14 protein-coding genes are annotated in these 13157 nt (G+C 62.7%); 1 reads left to right on the top strand and 13 read right to left on the bottom strand.

Annotated features, from left to right (window positions below; translation table 11 throughout):
• Positions 1-18: 18 nt before the first annotated feature.
• The 5 genes from AC5RVV_RS05390 to AC5RVV_RS05370 form a co-directional block, all read right to left on the bottom strand.
• Positions 19-1260, bottom strand: coding sequence for an MFS transporter (locus AC5RVV_RS05390; RefSeq protein ID WP_494000353.1), 1242 nt, complete (start codon positions 1258-1260; stop codon positions 19-21).
• On the bottom strand, positions 1260-2021 hold the full coding sequence (gene fabG / locus AC5RVV_RS05385) for a 3-oxoacyl-ACP reductase FabG (protein WP_494000352.1): 762 nt from the start codon (positions 2019-2021) through the stop codon (positions 1260-1262). Before fabG ends, AC5RVV_RS05390 begins: the two co-directional genes overlap by 1 nt.
• Before the next feature lie 383 nt (positions 2022-2404).
• A complete protein-coding gene (locus AC5RVV_RS05380) occupies positions 2405-3172 on the bottom strand; it encodes an SCO1664 family protein (protein WP_494000351.1) in 768 nt (255 codons plus the stop codon).
• Complete coding sequence (locus AC5RVV_RS05375) at positions 3172-3723, bottom strand: DUF3090 domain-containing protein (RefSeq protein WP_494000350.1); 552 nt, start codon at positions 3721-3723, stop codon at positions 3172-3174. Before AC5RVV_RS05375 ends, AC5RVV_RS05380 begins: the two co-directional genes overlap by 1 nt.
• A gap of 24 nt (positions 3724-3747) precedes the next feature.
• Entirely contained in the window at positions 3748-4440 is a 693-nt protein-coding gene (locus tag AC5RVV_RS05370) for an MSMEG_4193 family putative phosphomutase (protein ID WP_494000349.1), read from the bottom strand.
• 261 nt (positions 4441-4701) lie between these two features.
• On the opposite strand from AC5RVV_RS05370, the gene AC5RVV_RS05365 reads away from it, so the two are divergent.
• Positions 4702-5361, top strand: a complete 660-nt coding sequence (locus tag AC5RVV_RS05365) for a Type 1 glutamine amidotransferase-like domain-containing protein (RefSeq protein WP_494000348.1) — start codon at positions 4702-4704, stop codon at positions 5359-5361.
• An 84-nt stretch (positions 5362-5445) separates the two neighbouring features.
• On the opposite strand, the gene AC5RVV_RS05360 is transcribed toward AC5RVV_RS05365, so the two are convergent.
• The 8 genes from AC5RVV_RS05360 to AC5RVV_RS05325 form a co-directional block, all read right to left on the bottom strand.
• Positions 5446-6771 carry an aminotransferase family protein gene (locus AC5RVV_RS05360; RefSeq protein ID WP_494000347.1) on the bottom strand — a complete coding sequence of 442 codons (1326 nt, stop codon included), beginning with the start codon at positions 6769-6771 and terminating at the stop codon, positions 5446-5448.
• 178 nt (positions 6772-6949) lie between these two features.
• Positions 6950-7162 carry a biotin/lipoyl-binding carrier protein gene (locus tag AC5RVV_RS05355; protein WP_494000346.1) on the bottom strand — a complete coding sequence of 71 codons (213 nt, stop codon included), beginning with the start codon at positions 7160-7162 and terminating at the stop codon, positions 6950-6952.
• A 29-nt stretch (positions 7163-7191) separates the two neighbouring features.
• A complete protein-coding gene (locus AC5RVV_RS05350) occupies positions 7192-7824 on the bottom strand; it encodes a GntR family transcriptional regulator (protein WP_494000345.1) in 633 nt (210 codons plus the stop codon).
• 88 nt (positions 7825-7912) lie between these two features.
• Positions 7913-8695 carry a LamB/YcsF family protein gene (locus AC5RVV_RS05345; protein WP_494000344.1) on the bottom strand — a complete coding sequence of 261 codons (783 nt, stop codon included), beginning with the start codon at positions 8693-8695 and terminating at the stop codon, positions 7913-7915.
• Entirely contained in the window at positions 8695-9663 is a 969-nt protein-coding gene (locus AC5RVV_RS05340; protein WP_494000343.1) for a 5-oxoprolinase/urea amidolyase family protein, read from the bottom strand. Before AC5RVV_RS05340 ends, AC5RVV_RS05345 begins: the two co-directional genes overlap by 1 nt.
• A 10-nt stretch (positions 9664-9673) precedes the next feature.
• Positions 9674-10690: a carboxyltransferase domain-containing protein gene (locus AC5RVV_RS05335; RefSeq protein WP_494000342.1), complete on the bottom strand. Its 1017-nt coding sequence runs from the start codon at positions 10688-10690 to the stop codon at positions 9674-9676.
• The gene (locus AC5RVV_RS05330; RefSeq protein WP_494000341.1) at positions 10687-12093 is read right to left on the bottom strand and encodes an acetyl-CoA carboxylase biotin carboxylase subunit; all 1407 of its coding nucleotides are present in this window, start codon (positions 12091-12093) and stop codon (positions 10687-10689) included. Before AC5RVV_RS05330 ends, AC5RVV_RS05335 begins: the two co-directional genes overlap by 4 nt.
• Complete coding sequence (locus AC5RVV_RS05325) at positions 12090-13151, bottom strand: ABC transporter permease (RefSeq protein WP_494000340.1); 1062 nt, start codon at positions 13149-13151, stop codon at positions 12090-12092. Before AC5RVV_RS05325 ends, AC5RVV_RS05330 begins: the two co-directional genes overlap by 4 nt.
• Positions 13152-13157 lie beyond the last annotated feature (6 nt).

Raw genomic sequence — 13157 nt, 5'->3', positions numbered from 1 at the left:
AGGCTGCTTGTCCGGGTGCTACCGGATGTCCTCGAAGATCCGCTTGCTCGTGAGCATCTTGGCAGCGACGATCATGACCACTGCGGCCGCGATGAAGACCAGGAGCGGGATCGTCCACCCTCCGGATAGGGACGAGAGCACTCCGCCGAGGAAGGGGCCGACGGTGCCGAAGGCGTAGCCGATGCCCAGGCTGAATCCGGTGACGGTGGAAGAGCCCTCGGGGGTCCGGGTGCGCTGGTTGAACATGACCATCGCGAACGGGAACGCGCCGCCGGAGATGCCGGCGATGACGGCCCATAGCCCGGCCGCGCCGGGAGCGACCATGATGCCGGTGTAACCGATGATGGAAGCGACGGGGAAGAGGATGCCCAGCCAGAACGGGTTCTTCATGCGGGTGGCGATGATCGGGGTGATCAGGGCCATCGGCAGGGTCAGGAACGTGTAGATGGAGTACATTCCGGCCGCACCGGCCTCACTAAGGCCCTGGGCCTGGAAGATGGTGGGCAGCCAGGCGAGCATGGCGTAGGTGTTCAGCGCGGCCATGCCGTAGAAGATAGCCCCGCCCAGGGAGATCGGGTTGGTGAACAGCTTGGCGATGCCGACCTTCTGCGCTGTGGGGTCCGTGCCGGTGCCTTGGGCCGCGGTGTCCTGGCGTCCGGAGCGGACGGCGGCCAGGATCCACGGGAGTGCGGCGAGCACCATGAGGATGGCATAGGAGGCGACCGAGGCCCGCCAGCCGGCGGTGTTGGACATCGGTACCGCGAGCATGGCGGGGACGGTGGCTCCGGCCTGGGTCATGAGGGTCAGCACGGTCATGGCGGTGCCCTGCCGGTCCGGGAAGTACCGCTTGACCAGCGGCGGGCCGACCACGTTGCCGATGCCCATGCCGAACAGGGCGATCGCTCCGAAGGCCAGGAACCCGATGGCTGAATCCCCGATCACCCGCAGCACGGTGCCGAGCACGCCGAGGGCCATGGCCACCACGGCCATCTTCGCCGGGCCGAGGCGGCGGATGAAGACCGGGGCCACGAAGCCGGCGACGCCGAAGGCGATCGTCGGCAGCATGCCGAGGATCGTGGCGCCGGTGGTACCGAGGGCAACGTCGTCCTGGATGCGGCCCAGGATCGGCGAGATGCCGGTCACCGCGTGGCGCAGGGAAAACGCCATGAGGATCAGACCGAGGAAGTAGAGAATCCGTCCCCGCCAGGGTTTCCGGATCGGGGCTGCCTGTGTGGATTGGGATTGGGTGGTGGTGCTCATCAGATGGCCGCCTTCGAGTCGCCATCAATGGGAAACATCTGGCCCGAGATGGTGCGGGCGTGCGGTCCGGCGAGGAAGAGGACCAGTTGGGCGATGTCGTCGGGGTTGATGAACTGCTTGACCGATTGGTTGGCCATCGCGCTGTCGATCTCCTCCTGCACGGTGCGGCCGGAGACTGCAGCGCGGCCTTCGAAGACACTCATGATGCGCGGGCCGTCGACGGCACCCGGGTGGATGGTGTTGGAGGTGATGCCGAATTGGCCGAGCTCCATGGCCAGGGTCTTGGCGAAGCCGACCAGGCCCCACTTGGTGGTGGAATAGGCAACTCGGTTCGGGTAGCCAAAGCGGCCGGCCAGCGACGACATGGTGACGATGGAGGCGGCCTCCGACCGCTTGAGCAGCGGAATGACCGCCTGCGTGACGTTGAACGTGCCCTGCAGGTTCACACCTACGACGGCGGCGAAGGCGTTCGCATCGTACTCCTCGACCGGAGCGGTGGGGCCGGCAATCCCGGCGTTGTTCACCAGCACGTCCAGCCCGCCGAGCCTCGTGTTGGCGTCTTGGGCGAGCACATGCCCGGCCTCAGGGGCGCTGACATCGACCACCGAACCGCTGATGTTGGCGTACTCCGCGGTAACCGCGGCGACGGCGTCGGCGTTGATGTCCGCGATGTGCACGCGTGCACCCGTGGCGGCGAAGGCCTTGGCGATAGCCAAGCCGATTCCGTTTGCTCCGGCAGTGACCAGAACGCGCTGCGACATTGTCTTCTCCTTGTGGTGATTTACCAGGCGGGGACAAAGGCGGGTGGGGTAGTGACCTCGTCAGTGTCCGAGACGCAACTTATATGCGTATGCATCTACCATGGGCCCGTAAAGGTTGATGTGTCAACTAATGTGAGCGAGTAGACAGATTAGGCGGAATCCTTATCCTTTTGCCCCGGAGGCAGCGTTGTCTCAACCAGGCTGGCGGCGAGTGGACGCAGCACACTTACGCTGTTACCGGCCGTAGCGGGTCATCCTCAAGACTGTGAGCTTCACCAAGGGCAAGGCCTCTAGCAAGGTCGAGCAGTCGGCCGAAGAAGTCCTACCGGGGTTAGAAGTCCGCGGAGCGAAATGATGCCGCCCGCGCTTTGCTGATTAACGAATTAGAACAGCGGCCAGGGCACCGCGGACATCTCACCGCTCGGAGCCGGAAACCGCCCTGCCAAGCGCAACTTGGCGCAGCGCGCGGCGAGCGATGCGATTTCTTCGGCGCTGAGCAGGTCCGCCAGGTTTCGGCCCAGCCCGCCGTGCAGTCCTTCGCTGACACGGTCTATGCCGTAGCGTTCCTCGGCGGTTAGAGCGTCTCCCAACCATCCCCACAACACCGTGCGCAACTTGTGGTCACGATGAAAGGTCAGCCCATGGTCCACGCCGTGCCGGTGTCCGTCCGTCATGGCAAGAATGTGGTCGCCTTTGCGGTCGGCGTTGTTGACGATGATGTCGAACACCGCCATGCGTCTCAGCGCCGGCGAGTCTTCGTGAACGAGGGCGACCATCCGTCCGTTCTCATCCCGGCCCTTGAGAACGTGTCTCCAGCCCGTCTCCGGCACCTGGTCCGCCGCGACCAGGTCCACGGCGCTTTGGGCGGGGTCTTGCTCCTGCCAAAGCTGTACCATTCCTTCGCCCAACGGACCATCGCGCAGCCAGGTGTGCGGCACGATGTCCCAGCCGAAGGCCTGCGAGACCAAGTAGGCGGCCACCTCCCGGTGAGCCAGGGTGCCGTGGGGAAAATCCCACAGCGGACTTTCCCCCGCTATCGGCTTATAGACCACGGCCACGTCGCCGATGCTGCCCAGAAATGTAGCGTTTGAAGCCGTCGTGATGCGTCCGGTGAGCGTCAGCTCGGCGGTCACCAGGTCCGGCGCCGGCATCAGGCCTCGGGAAGGGTACAGGTGTGCCCGTCGGCGTCTATGGGGTAGCCGCAGAGCGGGCACGTCGGACGTCCGGCGCCCACGATCTCACGGGTGCGCTTGGTGAATGCGCGGGCGGTGCCGACCGGCATGCGCACCAGCAGCATTTCGGCCGCCTGAGCCCCGCCCTCATCAAGCGATTCGTCGTCGTCGGCATCGACGTCGGTGATGGGGTAGGCCTCTATCACGACCTGCGCGGTCGTCGGGTCCCAACCTAAGCTCATGGAGCCGGTGCGAAACTGCTCCTGAACTGCCTCAAGCTGATCATTGTCAACGAGTTCAGTGGGAGTACTCGCGGGAACGCTGAAGGGGTTGCCGTCGAGAGCCATGAGCTGGTCGAGAATTTCGTCGATCTTCTCTGCGAGCAGGGCCGACTGCTGTTTCTCCAGGGTAATACTCACGATCTGCGTCCCCGCACGCACCTGCAGATAGAACGTACGCGCCCCCGGAAGGCCTATGGTGCCAACGACGACCCGATCGGGCCAGGCAAACTCGTGAACACGTGCAGGCATGTCAGTATTTTAGGCACATGAGGTTCATGGCTCCTGCTGCCCTGCACCGCCGCCCACCGGCGCATCGGCAGAGCGGATGCCGTTCGACAGCCACGACAGATCACCGGCGTCGGTGTTGGTCGCGTAGACGCTTGGCCGACTAACGCCGTAACGCACGATCGATACGGACCCCGGGCCCACGGTGATTCGCTGGAACAGGTCAAGGTGCATGCCGAGCGCGTCGGCGAGGATCGACTTGATGATGTCACCGTGACTCACCGCCACCCACACGGCCCCTGGCCCGTATTCCGTCTCGAAGGCTGCATCGTGGCGTCGAATCGCTGCCACCGACCGAGCCTGCATCGAGGCCAGGGATTCACCGCCGGGAAAGACGACGGCGGACGGTTGCGACTGCACGACCGGCCACAATTCCTCGGTCTCAAGATCACTGATCGCGCGGCCCTGCCACTCGCCGTAATCGCATTCGGTGAGGTCTAGGTCGACCGGCGCGTACGGCGAGCCAGCCTGGCGGTCGAGGATGAACTGCGCGGTCTGCCGACAACGCTCCAGAGGGCTCGACACCACCCCGACTACGGGCACCGCCGCGAGCCGGTCTCCGGTCAGGGCCGCCTGATCCCGCCCGACCTGGTCGAGGCAGACGCCGCCGGCCCGACCGGCCAGCAGGCCGGTGGCATTGGCTGTGGTGCGGCCGTGCCGCACGAGGATGACTGTCGCCATCCACCCAGCCTAACCACCCGTTCGACGGCGGTGTGAGCCGCAGAGGGTCGCGCGTCGAACAGACCAATAACGCTTTCATGAATGGACAGACCAACCTGAGGTCTGCGTCCACGTCGAACTGTGGACAAAGTTTGACTGGGTGTGTACCTATTGAAGGTCCGGGCAGCAGACGGGCGTTCTTACCGGATCTGTCGGTGAGTTCCAGCCGGTTCCCACGGCTCCGGGCACATTCACCATCCACGCGGGGACTCTGGAGGCACGTTGAAGCTCTTGCTGACTTCTGGCGGCGTGACGAACCCGAGCATTCACTCTGCGCTCGTGCAGCTTCTCGACAAGCCGGTGTCGCAGTGCCGCGCCCTGGTCATCCCGACAGCGCAGTGGGGTCACCCGCTGTGCGGACCGGCATCGGTGCGGAACCTCCTGGCCGCCGAGAATGACTTCCGTCATTTGTCCGGCCTGGGCTGGGCGTCGCTCGGGGTTCTCGAGCTTACCGCGCTGCCCACCATTGGCGCGGATCGGTGGGTCCCGTGGCTTCGGGAGGCCGACGTGCTCTTGGTCGACGGCGGCGAGGCGACGTACCTGTCCCATTGGGTGCGGGAGTCCGGGCTGGCCGAACTGCTCCCGTCACTTCCCGACATGGTGTGGGTGGGAGTGAGTGCCGGAAGCATGGTGATGACGCCCCGGATCGGGGAAGTCTTCGTTGAGTGGCCGTCCGCTCCGGATGACCGGACTCTGGGGGTGGTGGAATTTTCAATCTTTCCGCACCTGAACGCTTTCCCGAGCAACACCCTGGCCCACGCAGAGCGGTGGGCCGCCGACATAGGCGCCCCTGCCTACGCCATCGACGAACAGACAGCGATCAAGGTCGTCGACGGCTCCGTCGAGGTGGTTTCCGAAGGACAGTGGAAGAGGTTCGAGTGATAAGTGCCCAGCATTTGTGAGGTCGCGTGGTTTTTGCCCAGGGACGGGACGAACAGCAATCGGCGAAGGACTATCGGTCTAACATCATGTTCCCGACAGCTCTGGTGATGCCGGCCGGGTACTGGTGCGTGCGTCCAGAACCTGCCCGATGGTCTTCGCGATCAAGTGAACGTCCTCGTCGCTCACGACGAATGGCGGGCTGATTTGGAGGGTGTTGCCGCGCAGGGGCCGCACGACGACGCCGTTGTCGATGCATGAGTTGGCCACAGCCTCGGCGTCCGCCTGGTCTGCGAGCTGGACGCCGGCGAGAAATCCAACGCCGCTGCGGATTTCCTGCACGAGAGGATGCGAGGCAAGAGGTGCAAGGGCCTTATCGAGGACGGATTCCAATTCCAAGGCCCGCGCAACGAGATTTTCGTTCTCGAGGATGTCGAGGTTGGCGTGTGCAACTGCGCAAGCTGTGGCATGCCCCGAGTACGTCATGCCGTGCCTCGATACGGGGGCGTCCTGTCCCTGATAGAACCGTCCCCAGATCCGGTTGGATATGAGGACCCCGCCCAGCGGGGCGTAGCCGGATGTTATTCCTTTGGCCAGCAGAATCATGTCGGGCTCGAGATGGAACCTTTCGGAGGCGAACATTAAGCCTGCCCGGCCGAATCCGGTGATGACTTCATCGACGATTAGAAGAATGTCGTTCTTCCGGGCGATTTGCTGCAGGCCTTCAAGATAACCGGGGGCAGGGGGAATCACCCCACCGGTCCCTATGATTGGCTCGGTGAAGATGGCGGCAATATTCTCCGGCCCGATGTCGTCGACGACTGCCTGTACGCCTTCCAGATCGTTGGTCGGAACGAGGGCCGTCTCGGGGACGAGGGAATCCGTCCCGTAGCCGTCCCTATTAAAATCAAGCCCGGCGATACTGGTGCCAAAGGCGTGGAGCCCGTGGTACGAGTAAGTACGGCTGAGGATGGTTTTCTTGTCCGGCATGCCCTCAAGCTGCCAATGGCGCCGCGCAATCTTGCAGGCCAAGTCGACGGAGTCAGACCCGCCGCTGTTGAAAATTATCTTGGCGTCCGGGATCGGCCCCAGGGCCACGAGCCGGTCGGCGAGGGAGAGTGCCACATCGTTCGAGAACCGGCCAAAAACGTGGTATGTCTCCAGTTTGCACATCTGGTCATAGGCCGCTTTCGCCACTGATTCCCTGCCGTGGCCGATGTTTGCGTGCCACAGTCCGGCGGTGGCATCCAGCAGGCGCTGGCCGTCCGAGGTGGTCAGGTATGCGCCGTGGCCTTCGGTAATGACGATGCGGCGTTGCAGAACCGAGGGCATGTGCGCCTGGGCGCTCCACAGTGACTCGCCAACGAGCTTGGTAGGGTTTGCCGGATCAAGAACGGTTGCGTCGGTAGCCATTGTTTTTCTCCTAGGCAGGCCAATAGGGGGCGATTCCATGTAGAAGACACCGCCGGACTGCCCTGTACCTCGTCGGCAGCCCCCGATTTTGCATCGGTTGCGGGAGTCAGGCGCGGAGCCAGCTTTCGTTCAGGTGAAATTGCACTTGAACATCCGGTTGCGGCATGTGCCGCGCCGGTTAATCGAGGACGGCGAGCAGCTGCCCTTCCGTGACCGCGTCTCCTTCGGACACGGAGATGTCCGCAACAACACCCGATTCGGGCGCTTCAACCGGAATTTCCATTTTCATGGATTCGAGGATCATGATGGTTTCGTCTTCCTCAACAGACGCTCCCGGCGCCACGAGGATTTTCCAAACGTTGGCAGCCAGATCCGACCGTACTTCGCTCAATTTTTGTTCCTCCTCGAATAGCCCGGCCTTTAAGGTGTTGTGTTCGTCGTGGACCGGCGGCGCTGGCCCGTGTGGTCCATGTGTTTCTTGATCTGCTCGTCCAGGTCCTCAATGTTTCCACCTTCCACGTTTGCCAGGAGCTCCTGGTGTTCGGCCGCTATCTCTTCCGGATGGGGATACAGGTTCTCCAGCATCATGAGCGACAGGCGCGTTTCAGTGAGGAGGGTCTGATAGAAAACCGTGAGGCGTTTGTTACCGAGACTCCCGACCAAGACCGTGTGGAACGCCAGGTCCAAGTCGACCAGATCCGACCACGGATGACCTCTTTCCGAGGCTTCCTTCATGTCGACGACGATGCTGCGAAGTTCATCGAAAATCTGTTTCCTTGGATTCTTCGCCAGCTCCTCGGCTGCTGCCTTTTCAACGGAATGGCGGGCGACGGATATGTCATCCATATCCGCCTCGGACAGTTCCAGGACAAAAACCCCGCGGTTGCGTACCCGGTGCAGGAGGCCTTCCTGTATGAGCCGCTGCATTGCTTCGCGCACCGGCGATCGGCTGACGTTCAGCTGCCGGGCAAGACTGGTTTCGCGCAGCTGTTGGCCGGGCCTGTAAGCGCCCTTTTCGATCGCGCCCCGCAGCCGGTTGACAATGGTGTCCACCGTCCCGTCGATGAGGATCGGCTCCAGTACAGGCTCACTCAACTCGTTGCTCCTACCCATCCGGCGGTCAGCTCGATGCACACCGGGATCAGTCCGGTGCCGGCGCCGCGTTTTCGGCTTCCGTCAACGGACGCACAGATATGCCGGCATCCTTCAAGGACTGCCAGACCGTGCGGATCACCTCCACTGAGTTCGGCGCGTCCCCGTGCAGGCATATGCTTTCCGGGGAGATTTCAAGATCCCGCCCGGAGACGGTAGCTACTTTCCCTTCCCGCACGAACCTGATCGCACGTGAGGACACGAGTGCCGGGTCCCAAGCGAGCTTTTCCCGCTCGATAAGGAGGTTGCCGGCGTCGTCATAGCCGAGGTCGACAAATCCTTCCTGGACCAACCGGACGCCGTAGCGGGCGGCGAGCTCCGTGTGGCGCTTGTCGAAGCAGTAGAGAGGCAGGGAACTGTCTATTTCGGCGACGGCCGCGATGACAGCTTCAGCCAGCTCTTCGTCCTCCAGCGACATCAGGTACATGACCCCGTGCGGTTTCACATGCGATAGTTTCGCCCCTTCAGCCTCCACGAAGCCCTTCAGGGCGCCAATCTGATAGAGCGTGTAGTCCTGAAGCTCTTCTGCCGAGACCGCTATTCGTCGTCGTCCGAAGCCCAGAAGGTCCGGCAGCGCGACGTGCGCTCCGATCTGGAGGCCCTGGTCGACCGCCGCCCGGACGGTGCGGCGCATGGTTCTTGGGTCCCCGGCATGGAAGCCGCAGGCGATGTTGGCGGCGCTGATATAGGGCATGAACTCCTCGTCCGGCGCGAAGCGCCAGCGGCCGTAACCTTCTCCCATGTCGCAGTTGATTTCGATGGCTGTGTTCATTATCCGGTTCCTCCTGCTGCAGACATGAGCATGGAACGTTCCTCGTCCAATGCATAGGCGTCGTCGATGGAAATGGGCTTGAACCGGATCGTGTCGGTCCCCGGCCGCATCTGGCCGGTTTTCCATAGGCTCGCCTTCGGCACGACTCCGAAGACGACGAAGCCGCCGGAAGTGGGCCCGTCAGGTCCGAGGATCACGGGAGTGTCACCATTGAGGTTGATTCCGCCGACAGGGTAGCCGGTGTCGAGGATGTTGGATGGATGTCCGCCGGCAATCCCGCCGTCGGGCCGGGCCCACTGCAACCTCACTGGGTCCAGCCTGATACCGGTACGGTTTGAATTTTGGTCAACCGTCCAAGAGCGAGCAAAGAAGTTTTGTACGTCCGTTTCCGTGAAGAACTCGGGTGAGGCAAATGGCCCTGGCACTACTTCCAGTTCCCAGTCGTGCCGATACTCGGGGATCCGTTCCTGCGGCAGTTCCGCTATGGATGAGGTATCCGAGCTTCCGATGTCCAGGACGTCTCCCTTGACGAGCGCCCGTCCTTCCACTCCTCCGAGTGAACCCATGGTGTAGGTGGACCGGGAACCGAGGATTTGGGGGACATCGATTCCGCCTCTTACCGCCAGATAAAACCTGAACCCAGATGACGCCAAACCGATTTTCAGTTCGGCACCCGCGGGAACGTCAACGGCAGCCCATTGTGGCACCGGGCTTCCGTCGACGGTCACTTCACCTGCGGCGCCGGTTACGGCCACCGTGGCGGGGGACCGGAACCGGAATTTGGTCTTGCCCAGTGTGATTTCCAGGCCCGCAGCGTCGGGGCTGTTGCCGACGGCGACATTGCCGAGCCGGAACGCGAAATCATCCATCGGACCGGCGGGGAAATAACCGCGTGACAGCATTCCGATTCGTCCAGGCCAGTCCTGGACGGTTGTCTGGATGCCGGGTTGCGCAACTTCAATGGACATACGTGGCTCCTCACGGGACGGCGGTTGCGGCGGCAGCGGTGTCCCGCTTGGCGGTGAAGTCTGCGGCCTCGGCCACGAGCGAAGCGCACCAGGCGTTATAGCCGGCGACGTCAAAGTCTTCGTCCTGTATGTCGTAGACGTATTCGCCCCGGTGCACGGCTTCGAAGGAATCGGTCAGTTCCTGCTCGGAAACGGCATGGAATCTGACCCGGTCGCAGGGGCGCAGCAGCAGAGGCGACTGGGCGAAAGCAGGGTTGCGCTGTTGGATGTCGTACACGGGCAGGGTTCTGCCGAGCAGTTGGTATCCGCCAGGCGATTCCACGGGGTAGATCGAGTAGCACGGTCCGCCCAGGCCGATAGCTCCTTCCGCTGTCCAGGTACGGGTCGGGTTGTATTTGGGCGCGAAGAGAACCTTCCGCGGATCCAAAGGAAACGTGAAGGGCAGCCCGGGGAAGAACCCGATGAATCCGACCCAGAGGTCGGTCCCGGTGACGACTTCGACCAGCTCGTCGACGTCCCGAAGCCCGTTGTAGGCGATCGTGTAATCGACGTTGTTATCGTTCATGCAGTTGGGGGCGTCGGAGCGGATGCTGCGCACATAGCGGGCAACGGCTTCCTTGGAGGTCGAATCGTGAAACGCGGCAGGAAGATTCACTCGTCGGCTGGGAAGGACCAGGTTTTCCGTACCGGCTGCGTTGTCATAGGCCTCGTCCAATGCCGAAACGAGGTTCGCCACGTTTGTTTCCGCCGGGTTGTAGGAGAGCAGTATGGAACGGAAACCGGGGGATGTTTCGACCAGTCCAGGTGGGCGGGACCGGTTCACCTCGGTGTTGATGTTGTGGACAAAGAAGTTCAGGTTCAGGTCAAAATGCATGTCACCGAACTCGGCGAGGAGGTAACTGTCGCCGGCGAGGCGGTACGTGAGCGCGGGTTTGCCATCGGTGGCCGCCCGGCGCTCGTAAAGTGCGGACGGGACTCCTGCCCAGCGTTCCGAGATGTACTGTTTGGAAACCTCGTGCGGCTTCATCGTGCGTGCTCCTCCTGACCTGTTTCGCCCCGTGCTTTTGATTCGGCGGCCCGGTGCTGGACTTCGGTCACGATGCCGGTGCTGTAGCGGCCCGACTTGAAGGCCGGATCGTTGAGAAGCATCCGGAAAAATGGAAGGTTGGTTTTTAGCCCGGCCACCTGGAAGGCTTCGACGGCGGATCCGGCACGTGCGAGTGCTTCTTCCCGGTCCTGCCCCCAAACGATGAGTTTTGCCAGGAGCGGATCGTAGGCCGTGGTCACGGTATTGCCGGCTGCATAGCCGCTGTCGACGCGGACACCTTCTCCTGCGGGTTCCGTCCACTCACTGATGAGCCCGGGCGACGGCAGAAAGCGTTGCGGATCTTCGGCATAGATCCGCATCTCGATGGCATGTCCTGTCGGTTGGAGGTTGCCGGCGTCGAAGCTGACGTCCTGGCCGGCGGCTACGCGGAGTTGTTCCTCGACAAGGTCGATGGAGAACACGGCTTCGGTGACAGGATGCTCCACTTGCAGCCGGGTGTTCATCTCCAGGAAAACAAAAGACTGCCGCACTGGATCGACCAGGCATTCGACCGTACCGGCATTGCGGTAACCGACAGCAGTCCCCGCTCTTACCGCGCCGTCCAGCATCCGGGATCTTAGTTCCGGTGTGATGCCCGGCGACGGCGACTCCTCGGCGACCTTCTGGTGACGGCGCTGGACCGAGCAGTCCCGCTCTCCGAGCGCTATCACCTTGCCGCTCGCGAGTCCGAGGATCTGGACCTCGACGTGGCGGGCGTGTTGAATGAACTGTTCAATGAGGATCCGCGAGTCCCCGAAAAAGCGCTCTGCACGCGACCGTGCAGTGTCGAAGGCTGCCCGCAGGTCTTCGTCATTGTCGGCGACTATCATCCCGATGCCGCCGCCGCCTCCGGATGGTTTAACGATGACCGGGTAGCCGACAGAATTGGCGATCTCTACTGCCTCAGCGGCGTCGCTTACCGGTTCGGCCGATCCTGTCGCCACCGGCACGCCTGCGGCCTGCATCAGGTTGCGGGCGTTGATCTTGTCCGCCACCATGTCCATGGAGTCCGGTGAAGGTCCCACCCACGTGATGCCGCTTTCGATAACCCGCCGGGCGAAGCCGGAATTTTCGGCGAGGAAACCGTAGCCAGGGTGGATGGCCGAAGCCCGGACGGTACGGGCTGCTTCCATCAGTTTGTCGACGTTCAGGTAGGATTCGGCAGGATTGGCCGGACCCAGGGAGAAAAATTCCGCGGCTTCCTTTACGAAGGGCAGCTCTGTGTCCACATCCGAGCAGACGGCGATGGTCCGGATGCCCAGGGCGTTCGCTGTGCGGATGATGCGCCGGGCGATCTCGCCGCGGTTGGTGACCAAGAGGGATTCAAACAACGGCGTGGTCATGACTTGACGACTCCTTTGGCGATGAGGCGCGCCTTGGCCGAGGCACGGAAGCGGTCTGCAAGGACCGCGAGAACGAGCGCCAACCCCAGGGCGATGCTCTGCATGTTGGTATCGAGCCGCATGAAGTTCATTCCGTTGCCCAGCAGCATGATGAAGATGACGCCCAGGACAGTGCCGCCGACGCCGCCGCGGCCGCCCTGGAGCGAGGCGCCGCCGATGACGGCCGCGGTGATGGATTGAAGCGCAAAAGCTCCCCCAAAGGTCGGTTGCCCTGAGCCGCTGCGGGCAGTCAGGAGGTAGGCCGCGATAGAGGACAGAACGGCGCAGATGATGTAGGTGGCAATCAGGTTCCGCCGAACCTGGATGCCCGCGGTTTTTGCCGCCAGGGCATTTCCGCCGATGGCATACAGGTGGCGGCCGAACGTTGTCCATTTCAGTGCGACGAAAACAATTGCCAGGATCGGCAGTGCTACGAGAACCAGGTTGGGTATGCCCAGGGTGAAGCCTGACCCGAGGCCGACTATGTAGTCCCTCGGCAGGCCGGACACGGTGGCGCCCCCGCTGTAGACCAGCGTGATGCCCGTGACGATGGTGGCAGTGGCAAGTGTCACGATGAACGGGTTGACCTTCAGGAAAGCCACGCCGAGGCCGTTGGCCATCCCGACGACCAGTCCGACTGCGATGCAGACGACGAAACCCATGATCATGGACTGGCCTGAGAATTCCGGTATGCCGCCATAGACTTTCTGCATCATCGTGGCAGACACGATGGAAGACAGCGCGACGGTTGCCCCTACGGACAGATCAAATCCGCCCGTTACCAGTACCAGCATCTGTCCCAGGGAAATCAGCAGGAGCGTGACGGATTGCTGGGAGACGGATAGCAGGTTGTCGGGCTGCAGGAAGCGGTCGTTTGCCACGGCAAAGACGACCACCATGACGATCAGCAGCGGCGGCAGCGGTCCGACGCTGCTGAAAAACCTGAGCCAGAACTGGCGGTTTGGTTTCTTGGTACCTCGGACGGCGGTCGCCGGGCCCTTGACTTCGGTTGTTGACATGGCAGT

The organism is Arthrobacter sp. MDT2-34-1 (assembly GCF_059091365.1).
The sequence above is the reverse complement of the archived record's forward strand: the minus strand, read 5'-3'. Positions and strand labels throughout refer to the sequence as shown.